18 protein-coding genes are annotated in these 17,638 nt (G+C 69.2%); 9 read left to right on the top strand and 9 right to left on the bottom strand.

The annotated features are described in order from the left end of the window. Window positions 1-96 precede the first annotated feature (96 nt). Window positions 97-456 carry a hypothetical protein gene (locus AB0F43_RS09325; RefSeq protein ID WP_360472954.1) on the bottom strand — a complete coding sequence of 120 codons (360 nt, stop codon included), beginning with the start codon at window positions 454-456 and terminating at the stop codon, window positions 97-99. A 51-nt stretch (window positions 457-507) separates the two neighbouring features. On the opposite strand from AB0F43_RS09325, the gene AB0F43_RS09320 reads away from it, so the two are divergent. Then, window positions 508-1,392, top strand: coding sequence for a hypothetical protein (locus AB0F43_RS09320; protein WP_360472951.1), 885 nt, complete (start codon window positions 508-510; stop codon window positions 1,390-1,392). On the opposite strand, the gene AB0F43_RS09315 is transcribed toward AB0F43_RS09320, so the two are convergent. Both AB0F43_RS09315 and AB0F43_RS09310 read right to left on the bottom strand, forming a co-directional pair. After that, entirely contained in the window at window positions 1,393-1,608 is a 216-nt protein-coding gene (locus AB0F43_RS09315; protein ID WP_360473077.1) for an acyl-CoA carboxylase subunit epsilon, read from the bottom strand. A 2-nt stretch (window positions 1,609-1,610) separates the two neighbouring features. Next, on the bottom strand, window positions 1,611-3,188 hold the full coding sequence (locus tag AB0F43_RS09310) for an acyl-CoA carboxylase subunit beta (RefSeq protein ID WP_360472949.1): 1,578 nt from the start codon (window positions 3,186-3,188) through the stop codon (window positions 1,611-1,613). Window positions 3,189-3,285: 97 nt separating this feature from the next. Between AB0F43_RS09310 and AB0F43_RS09305 the strand changes: the two genes are divergently transcribed. Beyond that, window positions 3,286-5,088 (top strand): hypothetical protein, encoded by a 1,803-nt coding sequence (locus AB0F43_RS09305; protein WP_360472946.1) that lies wholly within the window; start codon window positions 3,286-3,288, stop codon window positions 5,086-5,088. On the opposite strand, the gene AB0F43_RS09300 is transcribed toward AB0F43_RS09305, so the two are convergent. Continuing rightward, window positions 5,089-5,568: an SCP2 sterol-binding domain-containing protein gene (locus AB0F43_RS09300; protein ID WP_360472943.1), complete on the bottom strand. Its 480-nt coding sequence runs from the start codon at window positions 5,566-5,568 to the stop codon at window positions 5,089-5,091. 159 nt (window positions 5,569-5,727) lie between these two features. On the opposite strand from AB0F43_RS09300, the gene AB0F43_RS09295 reads away from it, so the two are divergent. The 3 genes from AB0F43_RS09295 (at window position 5,728) to AB0F43_RS09285 (ending at window position 9,887) form a co-directional block, all read left to right on the top strand. Then, window positions 5,728-6,354 (top strand): TetR/AcrR family transcriptional regulator, encoded by a 627-nt coding sequence (locus tag AB0F43_RS09295; RefSeq protein WP_360472940.1) that lies wholly within the window; start codon window positions 5,728-5,730, stop codon window positions 6,352-6,354. Between the two features lie 99 nt (window positions 6,355-6,453). Continuing rightward, a complete protein-coding gene (locus tag AB0F43_RS09290) occupies window positions 6,454-9,081 on the top strand; it encodes a phosphoenolpyruvate carboxylase (RefSeq protein WP_360472937.1) in 2,628 nt (875 codons plus the stop codon). Further along, on the top strand, window positions 9,081-9,887 hold the full coding sequence (locus AB0F43_RS09285) for a biotin--[acetyl-CoA-carboxylase] ligase (RefSeq protein ID WP_360472934.1): 807 nt from the start codon (window positions 9,081-9,083) through the stop codon (window positions 9,885-9,887). The genes AB0F43_RS09290 and AB0F43_RS09285 overlap by 1 nt, the downstream gene beginning before the upstream one ends. 100 nt (window positions 9,888-9,987) lie before the next feature. Here AB0F43_RS09285 and AB0F43_RS09280 read toward each other — a convergent pair whose 3' ends face one another. Beyond that, window positions 9,988-11,382, bottom strand: coding sequence for an OFA family MFS transporter (locus tag AB0F43_RS09280; protein ID WP_360472931.1), 1,395 nt, complete (start codon window positions 11,380-11,382; stop codon window positions 9,988-9,990). Between the two features lie 179 nt (window positions 11,383-11,561). Between AB0F43_RS09280 and AB0F43_RS09275 the strand changes: the two genes are divergently transcribed. After that, window positions 11,562-12,173 (top strand): PH domain-containing protein, encoded by a 612-nt coding sequence (locus AB0F43_RS09275; RefSeq protein ID WP_360472928.1) that lies wholly within the window; start codon window positions 11,562-11,564, stop codon window positions 12,171-12,173. An 11-nt stretch (window positions 12,174-12,184) separates the two neighbouring features. Here AB0F43_RS09275 and AB0F43_RS09270 read toward each other — a convergent pair whose 3' ends face one another. Continuing rightward, complete coding sequence (locus AB0F43_RS09270) at window positions 12,185-12,403, bottom strand: hypothetical protein (RefSeq protein ID WP_360472925.1); 219 nt, start codon at window positions 12,401-12,403, stop codon at window positions 12,185-12,187. 165 nt (window positions 12,404-12,568) lie between these two features. Between AB0F43_RS09270 and AB0F43_RS09265 the strand changes: the two genes are divergently transcribed. Then, on the top strand, window positions 12,569-13,480 hold the full coding sequence (locus AB0F43_RS09265) for a hypothetical protein (protein WP_360472922.1): 912 nt from the start codon (window positions 12,569-12,571) through the stop codon (window positions 13,478-13,480). 29 nt (window positions 13,481-13,509) lie between these two features. On the opposite strand, the gene AB0F43_RS09260 is transcribed toward AB0F43_RS09265, so the two are convergent. The 3 genes from AB0F43_RS09260 to AB0F43_RS09250 all read right to left on the bottom strand — a co-directional run bounded on the left by AB0F43_RS09260 (window position 13,510) and on the right by AB0F43_RS09250 (window position 15,766). After that, entirely contained in the window at window positions 13,510-14,721 is a 1,212-nt protein-coding gene (locus AB0F43_RS09260) for a GNAT family N-acetyltransferase (protein ID WP_360472919.1), read from the bottom strand. Between the two features lie 91 nt (window positions 14,722-14,812). Then, window positions 14,813-15,067, bottom strand: a complete 255-nt coding sequence (locus AB0F43_RS09255) for a DUF4242 domain-containing protein (protein WP_360472916.1) — start codon at window positions 15,065-15,067, stop codon at window positions 14,813-14,815. 138 nt (window positions 15,068-15,205) lie between these two features. Continuing rightward, window positions 15,206-15,766 carry a GtrA family protein gene (locus AB0F43_RS09250; protein WP_360472913.1) on the bottom strand — a complete coding sequence of 187 codons (561 nt, stop codon included), beginning with the start codon at window positions 15,764-15,766 and terminating at the stop codon, window positions 15,206-15,208. A gap of 144 nt (window positions 15,767-15,910) precedes the next feature. Between AB0F43_RS09250 and AB0F43_RS09245 the strand changes: the two genes are divergently transcribed. Further along, complete coding sequence (locus AB0F43_RS09245) at window positions 15,911-17,083, top strand: 5-(carboxyamino)imidazole ribonucleotide synthase (RefSeq protein ID WP_360472910.1); 1,173 nt, start codon at window positions 15,911-15,913, stop codon at window positions 17,081-17,083. Window positions 17,084-17,094: 11 nt separating this feature from the next. After that, window positions 17,095-17,598 carry a 5-(carboxyamino)imidazole ribonucleotide mutase gene (gene purE / locus AB0F43_RS09240; RefSeq protein WP_360472907.1) on the top strand — a complete coding sequence of 168 codons (504 nt, stop codon included), beginning with the start codon at window positions 17,095-17,097 and terminating at the stop codon, window positions 17,596-17,598. Window positions 17,599-17,638 lie beyond the last annotated feature (40 nt).

The following is a 17,638-nucleotide window of genomic DNA, read 5'->3' as shown; positions in this document are numbered from 1 at the left end:
CGTCGGACTTGAAGGCGTCCGCGGCGATCCCGTACACCGTGTCGGTCGGAAGGACGACAGGTCCCTCGCCTACTGCGCGGGACCGTCAGACACGGCCTAAGCCGTCAGCCCTGACTTTGCGTCCAGGAGTTGGAGGAGGTCGTGGGCGGCGAGCTCGACGGCCTTGTGGCGCCATTCGGAGGCGCGGTAGACCGAGGCGATCAAGGCGGTGCGGTGGATCCGCCGGAAGTCGCCGATGACGAACGCGTACCGGGCTTTGGTCTCGTCCTGCGGGCCGACCGTCAGCCCGAGGTGCCAGGCGGCGTACTCCTCCCAGCTGTGGTTCTCGAGGTAGGCGTTCTGCTGCTCCGCCCGGGGCTGCACCTCACCCCAGTCGCTGTCCAGCACATACTGCCGACCCTCGATGAGCCTCTTCGCCTGCTCGACGGCCGCGGGATTGACCTCGTACTTGGCCATACTGCGAGTGTGACATCAGTGCACGGCCGAGTCTGGGACCTGCTGCAGCGGATGCGCGGTTCCATCCAGGACGTCGGACGATTCTACGGTGGTAGACCTCTGCAACGGCCCGAGTTGGAGCGACCGCGCGTCGACCGGGATCGGCGCGGGATACACGCGGCCGGTCGGACGATCCTCTACGGCGCGGAGGAGCACCGCGTCCTCAAGGACCTGATCGCGCCAAAGCGACTGTGGCGGAACGCGGAGAAAGAGCGCTACGACAACTTCGCGATCCGACGGCGCGTGCTGGTCGACTCACTGCGGGCGGTGGCGGGGACGCCCGACGGCCCAAACGGCGCGCTGCAGAATGCCTTTGCCGATGCCTGGACAGCGGCACACTTCGACCGGGTGATCGACGATCTGTGCGACAACGGGCACCTGCCGTCCGACGCGCAGGAACTCAAGCTGGGCTGGAACGAGGCAGATCCGCAGCAGCGGCAGCAATTGCTGACCGACGTGCACTGGAGCGCACCCCGCGCTTACACCTTCGCTCAGGCCGTCGGCGAACGCGCCGACATGTCGGCCGAGCGGACGCTGCACGCGCTCAACAGTGCGCCTGCGTACGAGACCTCCTTCGTCGCCGCCGACCTGTTGATGAGCGGCATCGAAGGCGCGCCGTACACACTGCAGGCGGAGGCGGCCGAACTGATCCGCACAGAGTTCGACAACGCGACCGACGGCCGCCGCATCGCCGAACTCGCGCTCGAGCTGATCGACAGGCAGAAGCCGGCGAAAGGCATGGACGAGGCAGTTGTCGAGACGCTGGCCGAACTGCTTCGCGACCCGACGGCGGATGTGGCCCCGGCCTCTGGTGCCGTCACGGCCAAGCCTGAAGGCACGACCGGCGGCCAGGCCGCGACCAGCGAGAAACCTGGGAAATCGATAGCCCGCGAGTAGCTACGGGTGTGCCGAGGCGCGCCACTGCCCGGGGCCGGGGCGGAAGGGCTGGCGGGCGTTGCGCCAGTACGTCGCCCAGTTGCTGGCGCGGCCGTTCTCGGCCGGTACGGCGGCCGCCGATGAGCGGGCCGCGATCACGGTGACCAGGGCGGCGAGCTCTTCCGGTGTCGGGTCACCCTTGACGACCTTGAGGATCGGTTCGGTGCTCCCATCAATCGTCACAGTGGGATGTTCCCATGCTTCTTCGGCGGCAGGGTGTCGCGCTTGGTGCGGAGCAGGCGGAGTGCGCGGACGATCTCGGCGCGGGTCTCGCTCGGCTTGATGACCGCGTCGATGTAGCCGCGCTCGGCCGCGACGTACGGGTTCGCCAGGTGGTCCTCGTACTCGGTGATGAGCTGCCGGCGGCGGCTCTCCGGGTCGTCCGCGGCGGCCAGCTCGCGGCGGTACAGGATGTTGACCGCACCTTGCGCGCCCATCACCGCGATCTGGGCGGTCGGCCAGGCGATGTTCATGTCCGCACCCAGGTGTTTCGACCCCATCACGTCGTACGCGCCGCCGTACGCCTTGCGGGTGATCACGGTGATCATCGGCACGGTCGCCTCGGCGTACGCGTAGATCAGCTTGGCGCCGCGGCGGATGATGCCGTTCCACTCCTGGTCCGTGCCGGGCAGGAAGCCGGGGACGTCGACGAAGGTCAGGATCGGCAGGTTGAACGCGTCACAGGTGCGGACGAACCGGGCCGCCTTCTCGGACGCGTCGATGTCCAGGGTGCCGGCGAACTGCAGTGGCTGGTTCGCCACCACGCCGACCGGGCGGCCCTCGACCCGGCCGAAGCCGACGATCATGTTCGGCGCGAACAGCGTCTGCACCTCGAGGAAGTCGCCGTCGTCCAGTACCGCCTCGATCGCGGTGTGCATGTCGTACGGCTGGTTCGGCGAGTCCGGGATCAGCGTGTCGAGGGCCAGGTCGGTCTCGGTCGGCTCGAGGTCGGCCTCGAAGTCGTACGCCGGCGGGTCCTCCAGGTTGTTCTGCGGCAGGTGACCGACCAGCGCCTTCACCCACTCGATCGCGTCCTCCTCGTCGCTGCCGAGGTAGTGCGCGTTACCGGACTTGGTGTTGTGCGTCCGGGCGCCGCCGAGCTCCTCCTGGGTGACGTCCTCACCGGTGACGGTCTTGATCACGTCCGGTCCGGTGATGAACATGTACGACGACTCGTCCACCATCACGGTGAAGTCGGTGACCGCGGGGGAGTAGACCGCGCCGCCGGCACACGGGCCCATGATCAGCGAGATCTGCGGGATCACCCCCGACGCCCGGACGTTGCGGCGGAAGATCTCGCCGTACAGGCCGAGGCTGACCACGCCCTCCTGGATCCGGGCGCCGCCGGAGTCGTTGATGCCGATCAGCGGGCAGCCGATCTTCATCGCCAGGTCCATCACCTTGACGATCTTCTCGCCGAACACCTCACCGAGGCTGCCGCCGAAGACGGTGAAGTCCTGGGCGAACACGCACACCTGGCGGCCGTCGATGGTGCCGAACCCGGTCACCACGCCGTCACCGTACGGGCGGTTGGCGTCCAGGCCGAAGGAGGTCGACCGATGCCGGGCGAACTCGTCCAGCTCGGAGAAGGAGCCCTCGTCCAGCAGCAGCGCGATCCGCTCGCGGGCGGTCTTCTTCCCGCGCGCGTGCTGCTTCTCCACCGCGCGCTCCGACCCGGCGTGCACGGCCTCGTCGAGCCGGTGCTCGAGGTCCGCGATCTTCCCGGCGGTGGTGTGGATGTTCACGGTCTCTCCCATAATCGGGCAGCCTAACCGTGTGTACGCCGTACCGTGCTGTGACGTCCACCGCAACGCCGGGGCCGGCTGAACCCTCGTCACCGATAGGTTGCCGTCCGTGGCGGATCCGACAGTCCTAGACCTCATTCGCAAGGTGAACCAGCTCGTCGTCAAGGACACCGGCGGCTGGTCCATGGCGACCGGTGACCAGTTGCCCGAGCTGCGGGAGTACGACGAGGAGCGGCTGCGGAGGCTGGCGGACAACCTCGACATTCCGGCGCGACTCGCCCCAGGACGCGCAGCGATCCTCGCCGCAGCCGGTGGACGGGCCGAAGACGACCGGCCGAACGTACGGATGGACCTGCAGAACCTGGTCGCTGACTGCGCCTACTCCCTCGGGCCGGCCGGGCCGGTGCCGGAGCCGGGCGACCCGAACGGCCGGATCGTCCTCGAGAAGGCCGTGTGCCAGGCGTACGCCGAGCTCGCGACGCCGAAGCGGCTGGCGGCAGAGCTGTTCGAGAACGGGCAGCCGGATGACGTCGGGATGTTCCCGGCGCCGGACGAGAAGGGTGATGCGGTCGCTGCGCGGGCGCTCGTCCTCGGCATCACCTCGCGGACCCGTTTCTCCGAGACTGAGGATGAGGTGCTGACCGCTCTCGTGCGCGCCGGGCGCGGGCGCATCGCCACGGAAGCCGCTGGCTTGCTGCTGGCGGAGAACGAGAACTTCGGGACGCTGCCGTATCACCAGCAGGAGGCAGTCAGAAGCCACGTCGCCGCCGACCTGGAGCGGAGTTTCGCAACCGAACGCAAGCAACCCTCCGTCGAGGGTGTACTGGCCGCCACCATCAAGGACCGGTACCTGGCCGCCAGCTGGGGTGCGGCTGCGATCGACGGGGCGAGCAAGGAGGGCAACCAGCAGGTTGCGAGCCGTCACACACCTCCTCCGGCCGAGCGGCCGCAGTCGGTCCCTGAGCTGATCGAGCGGATGCAGGGAGCCATCGGCCAGCTGACCGATGTGCGCACCACGCAGTGGAACCACCAGACCGCGCCGATGCCCCCCGGCCGGGAATTCGACGCGTTGTCGGTTGCCAACGACGTGGAGGACGGCACGCTCTATCTCCATCCGGACCGCGTGGACTGGGTGCTGGCGCAGGTGACTGTGGACGGGCCGGACCAGCTCACCCCGGAACGCGCGGAGGCTGTCCGGGAGGCGATGCAGGCAGTCGGGGTGAAGCTCACCGAGCTGGCGGCCCCGGAGGCGGCTGCGACCGACACCGCAGCTCAGGCTGCGCGCCCAGAGTTCGATGCATTGGCCTTCGGCACAACTCATGGGTTTTCCGAGGATTACCTGAACCAGATGATCACGCGGACCTTGCCCGCCGATCTCGCGGAGCAGGTGGTGGCGTCCGAGCCGCCGTACGTCGATGACACGTGGACACCGGCCGTGCGGGGATTCGCGCAGTCTATCGACGGGGTCATGGGCCGGCGCGCGGAGCCGAGCGAGACGCTCGGGCAGCTGGCCGGCCGGCATCCGGCCGGGATCGCATCGAGGGCAGCGGAACTGGTGGTGCGGGCGTCTGGCGTTCCGCGGGAGGACCGGCCGGCCGTCGTCCAGGAGGTCGCCGAGCGGGTCGACGATGCCTTCAAGGTGCTGCCGGATCAGGTCAAGGCCTGGAAGGAAGCCGGTACGACGGACGCGCAGATCACCGCGAAGTCTCACCAGTTCGGGCAGGTACTGGGCGCGGAGGCGCATGCCATCGCCCGCTCCCGGGCGCCCGAGGATCCCAACCTGAGGTTCGTGCCAGGCCGGGACCTTGCCTCCGCACGATCCGCCAGCGTCACGGCGCCTGACAGCACGCCGGCGGCGAACCCCACCGCCGCTCCCGGCCAGTCCAGATCTCGCGAGCGCGAAGGGCGCTGATCAGTCGGGGCCGACGGCGAAGATCTTGGTCAGGCGGGCGGCGAGGGCGAGGTCGCCGCGGACGGAGAGGCGTTGTTTGAGGACGGCGTGGACCGGGTCCTCGATGCCGGTGACGACCCGCAGCAGGGTGGCCGGGTCGGTACGGATGGAGATGTCGGCGCTCGCGGGCCGATCGGTCAGCAGCGTGCAGCGGCCGTCGCCGACCCGGATCCAGAACTCGTCCACCTGGGCCGGACCGCCGTCACCGGCCCCCGTGATCTGCCAGGTGACGACTGCGTCGAACCCGGCAGCCCGGGCGGGGCGGAGGTACTCCGGCATCCGGCGAAAGATCTCGCGCAACGCGATCTCTCGCACGCCCCCGGTGAGCCGATGCCGAAGCTCCCGCTCCGACGTCTGGTCGACCAGCCGGGCCAGCTCGCGCGCGTCCAGCGAGGTCAGGCCGTCGGATTCGAGCCAACCCGCGCTGCCTCGCTCGGTCATGAGGAGCCCACGCCCCATGACGCGCCGCGCCGGAGGCTTGGCATCCGTACGGTCATGGCGACCTCCCCGACAGGTGTCGGAACCCGGGATCGTGGGCGCATTCCGGAGCGGGTTCCTACCAGACCGTAGGAATTTCCTACGAAGTGGTAGCTTTGTCAAGTGGTGCAGGACGGAGGACCGCGTCGCCGGGCGGCCCATCTGGGACCCCAGCGCCGGCGCCCGATGATCCTTGACGCCGCCCTCGGCGTCTTCGCGGAGAAGGGCTACGCCGGTACGACGATGCAGTCGGTGGCGGACGCCGCCGGTGTGACCAAGCCGGTCGTCTATGACTGCTTCGCCAACCGCGACGAACTGCTGCTTGCCCTGCTCGCCCGCGAGGAGCAGCACCTGGTCATCTCGATCGTCGCCGCGCTGCCGGCCGACCCGAGTGTCGGCACCCCGGAGGAGCACGTCCTCGAAGGGCTGACCGCCTTCCTCAGCACGGCCGCGAAGAATCCGCGGTCCTGGCGGATCGTCTTCGGAGCACAGTACGGCGCCGCCCCGGTGGTGGCCGAGCGCGTTCGGGCCGCTCGTGCGTTCCTGGTCGAGGGCCTGCGGCTGACCCTGATGAAGTCTCTGCCCGGTGTGACCGATCCGGACGCGAACCTCCCGGTGCTGGCCGAGCTGCTCGCCTCGATGACCGAGTCCTGTGCCCGGATGCTCGTTGTCGACGGCACCGACCGTACGCCGGCCGAGCTCGCGAAGGTCGTCTCCCAGGTCGTCGCCGGCGGCTTCGGCAACGTCTGAGCGCCTTACTGTGAAGTAGCTGATGGTGTGGTCACGATCGGGCTTCCAGCAGGCGGACTATGCGGCGCGGGCGTGCGCCCGCCGATAGGGTGGGCGAACGTGACCGAGACCGGTAGTGAGACCCGTACCCGCGCGCGGTTCGAGGTGCCCGAAGAACTCCGGGCCGACGTGCGCCTGCTCGGCGAGATCCTCGGCAAGGTGTTGGTCGAGTACGCCGGTCAGCCGCTGCTCGACGATGTCGAGAAACTCCGCGAGCTCACCATCGCCGGTGACGGCGCGGCAGCCGAGCAGCTGGTCGCGTCCTGGCCGCACGAGCGGGCCGAGGACGTGGCGCGGGCCTTCACCTGCTACTTCCACCTGACCAACCTGAGCGAGGAGCTGCATCGCGCCCGGGTGCTGCGCGAGCGCGACCGGGCGGGTAGCGGTCCGGTGGTGTCCGAGCTGGCCCAGGCCGTCGAGCAGATCTCCACCGAGAGCGGCGAGCAGCAGGCCCGCGCGCTGCTGAACGGGCTCGAGTTCCGTCCGGTGCTGACCGCGCACCCGACCGAGGCCCGTCGTCGCGCCGTCCTCGCCACCATCCGGCGCATCTCGTCGCTGGTGGAGGCGCGGACCGACCCGCGGGCCGGCGACAGCGAGCTGGCCGAGAACCGGCGCCGCCTGATCGAGCAGGTCGACATCCTCTGGCGTACGTCGCAACTGCGCACCAGCCGGCCGACGCCGCTGGACGAGGTGCGGTCCGCGATGGCCGTGTTCGAGGAGACCCTGTTCGATGTCGTCGGCAACGTCTACCGCCGGCTCGACGACGCACTGGCCGGTGACGCGGCCGGGACGAGACCGCCGGCGGTGGCGCCGTTCGTCCGGCTCGGTTCGTGGATCGGCGGCGACCGCGACGGCAACCCGAACGTCACCGCCGCGATCACCCGCGAGGCCATGCAGATCCAGGCCGACCACGTGCTGCGTGCGCTCGAGCGGGCCACCGACGAGCTCGGCCGGGCGATGACGCTGGACGCGGCGACCACTCCGCCGTCCGCGCCGGTCCGCCGCATCCTGGAGGACGCCCGCGCGGTCAACCCGGACCTGATCGCCGACATCGAGACCCGCTCGCCCTCCGAACCCCACCGGCAGCTCCTGCTGCTCGCGGCACGCCGGCTGGCCGCGACGCGTGCCCGCGATGCCGACTTCGGCTACCCGCGGGCATCCGACTTCCTGCACGAGCTCAAGGTGCTGCAGGACTCGCTGGTGACCGCGGGAGCGCCGCGACAGGGGTACGGCGAGCTGCAGCAGCTCATCTGGCAGGTGCAGTCGTTCGGCTTCCACCTGGCCGAGCTGGAGGTCCGTCAGCACTCGTCGGTCCACACCAAGGCGCTCGAAGAGGTGCTGAGTGGTGGTGAGCTCTCCGACCAGACCGAGGAGGTGCTTGCCACTCTCCGGGTGATCGGCCAGATCCAGCAGCGCTTCGGCCCCGAGGCCTGCCGCCGGTACGTCGTTTCGTTCACCCGCAACGCCGGAGACCTCGCAGCTGTCTATGAGCTGGCCGACGCCGCGATGGACGGGCGTCCGATCGAGCTGGACGTCGTACCGCTGTTCGAGACCGGTGAAGACCTGCAGAACTCGGTGGAGGTGCTGGACAACGCGATCCAGCTGACCCGCGTCCGGCACCGGCTCACCGCGAACGACAGGCGCTTCGAGGTCATGCTCGGGTACTCCGACTCCGCCAAGGACGTCGGGCCCGTGTCGGCGACTCTCGCTTTGTACGACGCGCAGGCCCGGATCACCGCGTGGGCACAACGCAACGCGATCCGGCTGACCCTGTTCCACGGGCGCGGTGGTGCGCTGGGCCGTGGTGGCGGGCCTGCGAACCGCGCCGTACTGGCACAGGCTCCTGGATCCGTGTCGGGTCGCTTCAAGCTCACCGAGCAGGGTGAAGCCATCCCTGCTCGGTACGGCAACGCTCCGATCGCTCAGCGGCACATCGAGCAGGTGACCGCAGCGACGCTGCTGGCGTCCACTCCGGCTGTGGAGGAGCGGGCTGCTGCGGCCGCTGAGCGGTTCGCCGTGGTGGAGAAGACGCTTGACGAGGCCGCGCGTACGGCGTACCACCGGTTGGTGAAGGCGGATGGCTTCGCGGAGTGGTTCGGCCGGGTGACACCGCTGGAGGAGCTCGGGCAGCTGCCGCTCGGGTCGCGTCCCGCTCGTCGGGGGGTGGCCGTGTCGTCGCTGGAGGACCTGCGCGCGATCCCGTGGGTGTTCGCGTGGTCGCAGGCCCGGGTGAACGCACCCGGCTGGTACGGACTGGGCTCGGCGCTCGCCGCGGTCGGAGACGTCACCGCACTGCGTGATGCGAACCAGAACTGGCCGCTGTTCCAGGTCATGCTGGAGAACGCGGAGATGTCGCTGGCGAAGACCGACCGGCGCATCCTCGGCCGCTACCTGGAGCTGGGTGACCGGCCGGACCTGTCGCAGCTGATGCTGGACGAGCACGCCTTGACGACCGAGTGGGTGCTCAAGGTGCTCGACCAGGACCGCCTGCTGGCCGGACGCCGCGTGCTGGGCCGCGCGGTCGAGCTGCGCAATCCTTACGTCGACGCACTCAGCTACCTGCAGTTGCGGGCGCTGCGGACCCTGCGCACGGACGACTCGCTGGACGAGGAGCAGATCGTCCGGACCCGTCGGCTGCTGTTGCTGACCGTCTCGGGGGTCGCCGCCGGCCTGCAGAACACCGGCTGATGTTCAGCGACTTGGATCGGCCGCCACTCGACGCACGCTTCCTGCGCGGGCGGCTGGTTCGACCCGGCTCGCTCTGGACGCGGATCGACGTACTGACCGAGACGGAGTCGACCAACGCGGTCGTCGCGGCTGCTGCGCTCGCCGGTGCCCCGGAGGGATTGGTGGTCACTGCGGAGCACCAGTCGTCAGGTCGCGGGCGGTTGGGGCGTACGTGGACTACTCCGGCGCGGTCCGCCTTGCTGACGTCGGCTCTGCTGCGTCCGACGGCTGTGCCGGCAGCACGGTGGCCGTGGCTGGGGTTGCTGGTGCCGCTGGCCGTCGCGGCCGCCGTACGACGGGTGGGGGAGATCCCGGCCCAGGTGAAGTGGCCGAACGACGTACTGGTCGAGGACCGCAAGTTGGCCGGCATCCTGCTCGAGCGGGTGGACGGACCGGCAGCTGTGGTGGGTATCGGGCTCAACGTGACACTGCGCGAGGCGGAGAAGCCGCACCCCGCTGCGACATCACTGGCGCTCGAGGGCGCGGCGACGACAGACCGGGCCACCGTGCTGGCCGCCGTACTGCGGGAGCTTGCCGCTCGCTACCAGACGTGGGTCGAGGCCAATGGGGATCCGTCGACGATCCTGCCGGAGTACCGCGACCACTCCGCGACACTCGGCCGCCTGGTCCGGGTCGAGCTCCCTGACGGCACCTTCCTCGAAGGCAGAGCGCGCGACCTGGACGACGACGGGCGGTTGATCATCGACACCCCCGACGGCCCGAAGCCCTTGGCTGCCGGGGACGTGACGCACCTCCGGACCAGCTAACTCGTGAAGATCTTCGCGGCCGTGATGAGTGTCTGGATGACGCCGTAGCCGAGCAGTACGGCGACCAGCAGCCAGGAGACCACCAGGCGTGGGGTCTGGTTCATTTCGCGGCCTCCATCGTCGACTCGGAGCGCTCGTGGAACCGGTCCGCGACCGGGCGGATCAGCAGGTTGGCGACGAAGCCGACCGCCAGCACACCGACCATGGTGAACAGCGCCGGCCGGTACGCCTGGGCGGTCAGCGTGCCCGGTTTCCCTTCCCGGTCGAGGAATCCGTTGATGATCAGCGGCCCGGCGATCCCCGCCGCCGACCACGCGGTCAGCAACCGCCCGTGGATCGCGCCCACCTGGTAGGTCCCGAAGAGATCCCGCAGGTACGCCGGTACGGTCGCGAACCCGCCGCCGTAGAAGGACAGGATCACCGCGGCGAGCAGGACGAAGATCACCGTGCTGTTGTGCCCGAGGGTGGCGAGCAGGAAGTAGGCGATGATGCCGACCCCGAGATACATCGCGTAGATGGGCTTGCGGCCGATCACGTCCGACGTACTGGACCAGCCGAACCGGCCGGCCATGTTGAAGATCGACAGCAGCCCGACGAACCCGGACGCGGCGGCGACCGCCACCGTGGACTTGCCGTCGGTGCCGCGGAAGAAGTCCTGGATCATCGGGCTGGCCTGTTCGAGGATGCCGATCCCCGCGGTGACGTTGCAGAACAGCACCACCCACAGACACCAGAACTGCGGGGTCTTGATCGCGTTCGCGGCCGACACGCTGTTCGTGGTGACGAGAGCCTTCTGCTTGACCGTCGCCGGGTCGAACCCGTCCGGCTTCCAGCCTTCCGCGGGCACCCGGATGTTGACGACCCCGAACATCATGATCACGAAGTAGCCGATGCCCAGGGTGAGGAACAACGCCACCAGCGCGCCGCCGCCGGCCACCGATGCGCTGTTACCCGGGTCGTAGCTGTCGTCGTACAGGCTGAGCAGTTGACGCGACAGCGGGCTGGCGACGAGCGCGCCGCCGCCGAAGCCCATGATCGCCAGTCCGGTGGCCAGGCCCGGGCGGTCCGGGAACCACTTGATCAGCGTGGAGACCGGGGAGATGTAGCCGATCCCGAGGCCGATACCACCGATGACGCCGTACCCCAGGTAGACGATCCAGAGCTGCCCGGTACCGATGCCGAGGGCACCGACCACGAACCCGGTGGCCCAGAAGCAGGCCGACACGAACATCGCCTTGCGCGGCCCGTTGCGCTCCACCCAGGTGCCGCCGATCGCGGCGGACAGACCCAGCATCACGATCGCGATACTGAAGATCACCCCGATCGCGGTCTGGCTGGTGTCGAAATGCTTCACCAGCGACGTCTTGTAGACGCTGGTCGCGTAGGCCTGGCCGATGCACAGGTGGACGGCGAGCGCGGCCGGCGGGATCAGCCAGCGGCTGTACCCCGGCGGCGCGACGGTGTGCTCCCGGTCGAGTACCGACAAGACGGCCATGCACGGCTCCTTCTCCGCTGGTGATTACCCCTCGCGCATACTGGCGCACTGTATGCATCTTGTGAAGAGTTAAACCACTATCTGTGCCCGCCCGGCCACGCTCGGCTGTACGGCGTACGTCGTACAGCCGGTCGTGTCGGGACAGGACAAGCGAACCCGGGAACTGTGACACTGGGACCATGGCGATCTCGGCGAAGTTGTTGGGTGAGGACGAGTACGTCGTCGTCAGCACCCGGACGCACTGGAAGGCATTGATCTTCCCGGTGTTCGTGCTGCTCGTGGTGGCGGGCGCGGGGAGTTTCCTGGCCGCGATCGTGCCGACCGGCAGCATGCAGACGCCGGTCCGGCTCGCGATTCTCGCCGTCGGTGTGGTGCTGCTGCTGACGTTCGCCGCCAAGCCGTTCCTGAACTGGTTCTTCTCCACCTACACGCTGACCAACCGCCGCCTGATCACCCGGCACGGCATCCTCACCCGCACCGGCCGGGACATCCCGCTGATGCGGATCAACGACGTCTCCTACGAGCACGGCCTGGTCGACCGCATCCTCGGCTGCGGCACGCTGCACATCGAGTCCGCCGGTGAACGCGGGCAGGTCGTGCTGCCAGACGTACCGCATGTCGAGCATGTCCATCTGCAGATGTCCGACCTGCTCTTCGGCGGCCCTGAGGGCAAGCCCGGCGACGGCATCCTGGACGACGAGGAGCCCCCGGCACACATGCGCCGCCGCCAGCAGCCCGCCACGGCCGCTGACGACGGCGAAACCCTCTTCAACTCCGACGACAACCGCTAGAGCGCGTCGGGCTACTGGATGAACAGAAGCCAGTCGCCGGCCGGGCGGGTGCGGCAGCTGTAGTCCCAGCCTTCGCGTTGGTAGGTCTGGCCGGCGTCGATGCACTTGGACTTCGTCGGATAGGTGCCGACGTGGGTCCAGGTGGCCGTGGCCTGGGCTGGTGCGGAGACACCGGCCAGAGCCGCCGCGGCGATCCCGGTGGTCAGCACAGCGGCTACACGTTTCCTCATGGTGCGGTCCTTTCGGTGGGGCGATCCTCAGGCGCACGCACAGTATTGTGATGTTTTCTCACCGCAACAAGGGATTTCGGCCACCAACTACCAATTGCCTACTTCGGTAACCAATCGGCCCGTTGCGGCATCTGGTCAAGTACAGGCCGAAGGGGTGGTGCGGGGATGAACAGGGTGATCGGGACGACGGCAGCGGCGCTGCTGGTGGCGGGCAGCCTGCTACCGGGGACGGCTGGTACGGCGGTGGCGGCGACGTCGGCGAATTGCGTGATCGGGGCCGGCGCGGTGACGGCCGGCGGTGACCACGGGGAGCAGGGGATCATCGCGACGGTGCCGCCGACAATCAGGAGCGGCATCCTGGCCAACGGCGTGTACCCCGATGGGCTGGCCAGGGTGAGCAGCTCGATGTCGATCCGGGAGGACGGGTTCGGCGGCCTGGCCGTCAACGGGTACGTGATCCTGGGCGATGCGCTCTACTCGACCGGCTACCACGCGAAGGACGGCCAGATCGACTCCATCGGCCCGACGGCGACCCGGATCGGCGGCGGCTGGGGGAGCTTCGTCGCCCTCGAGGAGGCCGAGTACCAGGGCCCGACCGAGGCTGGTATCTCGCGCTGGCACACGTACGGACTCCGCGGCGACGGTGTGCTCTTCCGCTGGACCATCGACAGCAAAGGCGTCTGGCGGAACAGGGTGTCCGCTCCCGGCTTCGCCGCGGTCAAGTCGATGGCGTTGATCAGCAAATCCCGGACCTACGACACCTTCCTCGCGAACACCCGAAGCGGTGCGCTCTATACCATCCACCTGCCGACCACAGCACCGCTCCAGCCGATCGTGAAGCTCGTCCGCCGCTCGACCTGGCAGGGCTTCGAAGCCCTGCTCGCCCAGAAGTGCGGCCAGTCCGGCACACTGCTGCTCGGCATCGACAGGGACACCCAGTCCGGCTACCTGTACGCCGTCAGCCGCGCCAACGGCCTGTCCACCGTCATCCAATCCCGCGGCAAAGTCCCGCTCTCCTTCCCCACCGCCATCCACTTCCGCTGGAAAGACCCCGGCGCCCCCCTCAACGGCGAGTAGGCCACCCCGCCCGCCGATGATCCTGCAGGTCAGAAGATTTCGATGCTGACGGGTGCGATCGGCCAGTTGAAGGCGGCGGTGGCCTTGGTGAGGGTGCCTGAGGTGTGTTCGGTGACCTCGCCCGTGGCTGCGAACTCGGCGAGGGTCCGGCCGCCGAGGTACGCGGCGCCGAGTGCCGCGATCGACAGGCTCAGGTCGGCCCGGTCCTCGGTGGGTTCGCATCGTGCCGCCGCGCCGTCGGCGGTCAGTCGGAATCGGCCCGAGTTCGCTGGGATCAGGTGGTCGGCCACCTCGAGCACCAGGTCGACGGGTACGGCGTACCGTCGCTGACCGAGCGCCTCGGCGACGTCCGTCACCCGGACCCAGAGCGACTCGCCGACCCGCCGGTTCAGCGCGGTCGGAGTGGTCACGAGCTGCTGCAGCGGCTCGTCGACCGCGGCGTGACCGAACTCGAGCTTCGCGGCCAGATCGAGCGTGAGCAGATGCTGCCAGAGCGCCCGGTACGCCGCCGGCTCGACCGCGACCAGTTCCTCGACCGACACCTCGTTGGCCGGGCCGACCGAAACCCAGTTCATCTTGCCGCGCCACAGCGCGTACCCGTCCACCGTGCCCGTCTCGTCCCGGTGCACCAGGATTTGCCGGGGTGTGTTGCCGCCACGGCTCTCCGGCTTGTCCTCCAGGCGTTTCTGCCACCTGAGCTCCGATCGACCGGACACACCTGGCCGCCGCTCCTGCAAGGTCCTCAGCAGCGGCGGCAACTGCTTGGCTGCCTCCTCCGCGGACAGCTCGCCGAGCTCACCGGGACGAGTCCGCACGCTCGGCGGTCCGACCCGGTGCAGATCGACCTCGTACGACGTCCCCCACGCGGCGGCGCCGTACCCGAACCGGCCGTAGATGGCGGGCTCAGTGGCCCACAGCACCGCGATCGCCTCCGGCACCTCCCGCAGTTGCCGGCTGATCAGCTCCGACATGACACCGCGCCGGCGATGCGTCGCCCGGACGCCGACCGCGGTCACATGCGCGGCCGGCACCACCGCACCGGGCACGGACAGGTCACGGGTCAATGCGCCCGCGGTCCCGATGATCTCGTCGCCGTCCACGGCGACCAGAGCCCGCTCTGGCTCGAACAGCTGGCGGCCCAGCTCGTCGGCCTGTATCTCGAACATCAGGGCCCCGCTGAACAGGGCCATGAACCTCTCGTAGTCCTCCGCCACCGCCGTACGAACGTCGAATCCAGTCATCCCCGCATCCTCACACGCCCCATCGACAACGGACAGTGACACAGTCGAGCGGCGCCGCCCGACCCGGGTGGCGCCGCTCGCGGGCTGGTCGTCAGCTGCCTTCGGTGACCTCGTAGATGTGGTCCGCGACCAGGCCGTGGGCCTCGCGGTGGACGGCGATGGCGGCTTCGGCATCGGGTGCCTCGGCGAGGCAGAACACCTTCTGGTTGGCCTCGTCGACCCAGTAGCGCAGGTACTTCACGCCGTACTCGTCCTGCACCTTCATGTCAGCCTTGTGCGCCTCGGCGACGTCCTTGGCCGTCGCGCCTTCCGGCAGGCTCTCGTGCACGTCCATGAACAGGGCCATGGCCGCCTCCTTACGGTTTCGCCGGGCCGCCCTCCCGTGGCCCCGGCTGTGACACGGCCAGTGTCACTCCGCCGCGCCCATTCAGCTATCCCCACGCACCCGTCGTAACCGACAGGAAAGCGGGAACGCCCGAGCGGATCAGCGGACCGCGGGCAGGTCGCCGGTGGACTCGGCGTCGAGCCCGGCCGGGGACTCGGGGGCCGGGGTGTGCTCGGCCTCCTCGAGGGCGAGCTCCTCGCGGAAGACGAACTTGCGGTAGGACCAGAACCGGAACAGCGTGCCCAGGCCGAGGCCGATCACGTTCGCGGAGATGTTGTCGGCCAGCGCGCTGTGCAGGTCCAGGACGTAGCGGGACAAGCCCAGGCAGCCGGCCGCGATCAGCAGGCCGATGCCGTTCAGCACGAAGAACAGGACGTACTCGCGGTGCAGGCCGGAGCGCTCGCGGTGCCGCCAGGTCCAGTGCCGGTTGCCCAGGTACGTCGCGATGGTCGCCAGCGTCACCGAGATGACCTTGGCGGTCAGCGGCTTGTGATGGAGCATCCCGTCGCCCGGCGTACCGAACACCAACGGGTTGTTGAACACCAGCCAGTTGTAGATCGGCAGATCGACCACCATGCCGAGCAGACCGACCAGACCGAACTTGGCCACTTCGTGCACCAGGTGCTCAACCTGGCGATACAGCGTGGTGACGAGCTTCAACGGTCTCCGGAACCTTCTGTGATCACACCGCGACGGGAATGGCAGCTTCCCACGGTACCCGGCGACCCGGTCGACGCCGAAATCGCCAGCGCGCCACGGTGGCCGCCGACGGCCGGGTGTTGTATGGACATTAGGCTCCTGCCTGTGAAGTTCGATCGAAAGGACCTGCCCGTCGGTACGCCGGTGGTCGGCATGGTCGGCGGCGGCCAGTTGGCCCGGATGACGCAGGAAACCGCGGTCGCGCTCGGCATTCAGCTCCGGGTGCTGGCCGAGGGCCCGGCGGTGTCCGCGGCTCAGGCGGTGGCCGACGCGCCCGTCGGCGACTACCGCGATCCGGACACGGTACGGCGCTTCGCCGCCGAGTGTGACGTGGTCACGTTCGACCACGAGCACGTGCCGACCGACCTGCTGCACAGCCTCGAAGCCGAGGGGGTGAAGGTCCATCCCGGCCCGCACGCGCTGGTACACGCCCAGGACAAGGCGGTCATGCGCCGGCGGCTGGACAGGTTCGACGCGCCCTCACCGGCCCACCAGGTGGTCGAGTCACCCGCCGACGTGGAGGACTTCGCCAAGCGGGTCGGCGGCTTCCCGGTGATCCTGAAGACCACTCGCGGCGGCTACGACGGCAAGGGCGTCTGGTTCGTGAACGGCCCGGACGACGACGCGGTCGCCGCGGCCTTCGGCGCCGGCGTACCGATCCTGGCCGAGGAGAAGGTCGACTTCGTCCGTGAGCTGTCCGCGATCGTGGCCCGCTCGCCGCACGGCCAGGCGGTCGCCTACCCGATCGTCGAGTCGGTCCAGCGCGACGGCATCTGCGTCGAGGTCACCGCACCCGCGCCCGGCCTCGCCCCGGAGAAGGCCGCCCAGGCCCAGCACACCGCGCTGCAGATCGCCGGCGAGCTCGGTGTGGTCGGCATCCTCGCGGTCGAGATGTTCGAGGCGCGCGACGGCCGCCTGCTGGTCAACGAGCTGGCGATGCGCCCGCACAACACCGGCCACTGGTCGATCGACGGCGCGGTCACCTCCCAGTTCGAGAACCACCTGCGGGCGGTGCTCGACCTGCCACTCGGATCGCCGGCCGCGCGAGCGCCGTACACGGTGATGGTCAACGTGCTCGGCGGCGACGTCGAGGACATGCACCGCGGGCTGCTGCACTGTCTGGCCCGCGACCCCGGCCTGAAGGTCCACTTCTACGGCAAGTCCGTGAAACCCGGGCGCAAGGTCGGCCACGTCACGGCGTACGGCGACGACCTCGAGGAGGTCCGTGAACGCGCCCGGCACGCGGCCGCGTACCTGACCGGCACCATCGACGAGTAGGGAGCTGCGGCATGAGTGTGGGAATCGTGATGGGGTCGGACTCGGACTGGCCGACGATGAAGGCCGCGGCCGAGGTGTGCGTGGAGTTCGACGTGCCCTTTGAGGCGGATGTGGTGTCGGCGCACCGGATGCCGACCGAGATGATCGACTACGGACGGTCAGCCCACGAGCGGGGTCTGAAGGTGCTGATCGCGGGCGCCGGCGGGGCCGCGCACCTGCCGGGCATGCTGGCGTCGGTGACTCCGCTACCGGTGATCGGCGTACCGGTGCCGCTGAAGTACCTGGACGGGATGGACTCGCTGCTGTCCATCGTGCAGATGCCGGCCGGGGTGCCGGTGGCCACGGTGTCGATCGGGAACGCGCGCAACGCGGGGCTGCTCGCGGTTCGCATCCTGGCCGCGTCGGACGAGAAGCTGCGGGACCGGATGATCGCTTTCCAGGAGTCGCTGGCCGACCTTGCCCGGGCGAAGGGCAGTACGGTCCGTGACGGCGCCGCAGAGCTGCGTAAAGGCTGATCGCAGCCGGTTTTCCACAGAGCGTGGCCGGGTAGCCATG

The sequence above is a fragment of the Kribbella sp. NPDC023972 genome (assembly GCF_040639075.1).
GTDB lineage: Bacteria > Actinomycetota > Actinomycetes > Propionibacteriales > Kribbellaceae > Kribbella.
Note: the sequence above shows the minus strand (reverse complement) of the source record. Positions and strands in the feature narration are given on the sequence as shown.

Excerpts from the sequence above, each read along its gene's own strand:
- AB0F43_RS09325 (WP_360472954.1), bottom strand. The coding sequence starts at position 456 with ATGGCCAAGTACGAGGTCAATCCCGCGGCCGTCGAGCAGGCGAAGAGG.
- AB0F43_RS09320 (WP_360472951.1), top strand. The coding sequence starts at position 508 with ATGCGCGGTTCCATCCAGGACGTCGGACGATTCTACGGTGGTAGACCT.
- AB0F43_RS09310 (WP_360472949.1), bottom strand. The coding sequence starts at position 3,188 with ATGGGAGAGACCGTGAACATCCACACCACCGCCGGGAAGATCGCGGAC.
- AB0F43_RS09300 (WP_360472943.1), bottom strand. The coding sequence starts at position 5,568 with ATGACCGAGCGAGGCAGCGCGGGTTGGCTCGAATCCGACGGCCTGACC.
- AB0F43_RS09285 (WP_360472934.1), top strand. The coding sequence starts at position 9,081 with ATGTTCAGCGACTTGGATCGGCCGCCACTCGACGCACGCTTCCTGCGC.
- AB0F43_RS09280 (WP_360472931.1), bottom strand. The coding sequence starts at position 11,382 with ATGGCCGTCTTGTCGGTACTCGACCGGGAGCACACCGTCGCGCCGCCG.
- AB0F43_RS09275 (WP_360472928.1), top strand. The coding sequence starts at position 11,562 with ATGGCGATCTCGGCGAAGTTGTTGGGTGAGGACGAGTACGTCGTCGTC.
- AB0F43_RS09270 (WP_360472925.1), bottom strand. The coding sequence starts at position 12,403 with ATGAGGAAACGTGTAGCCGCTGTGCTGACCACCGGGATCGCCGCGGCG.
- AB0F43_RS09265 (WP_360472922.1), top strand. The coding sequence starts at position 12,569 with ATGAACAGGGTGATCGGGACGACGGCAGCGGCGCTGCTGGTGGCGGGC.
- AB0F43_RS09260 (WP_360472919.1), bottom strand. The coding sequence starts at position 14,721 with ATGACTGGATTCGACGTTCGTACGGCGGTGGCGGAGGACTACGAGAGG.
- AB0F43_RS09255 (WP_360472916.1), bottom strand. The coding sequence starts at position 15,067 with ATGGCCCTGTTCATGGACGTGCACGAGAGCCTGCCGGAAGGCGCGACG.
- purE (WP_360472907.1), top strand. The coding sequence starts at position 17,095 with ATGAGTGTGGGAATCGTGATGGGGTCGGACTCGGACTGGCCGACGATG.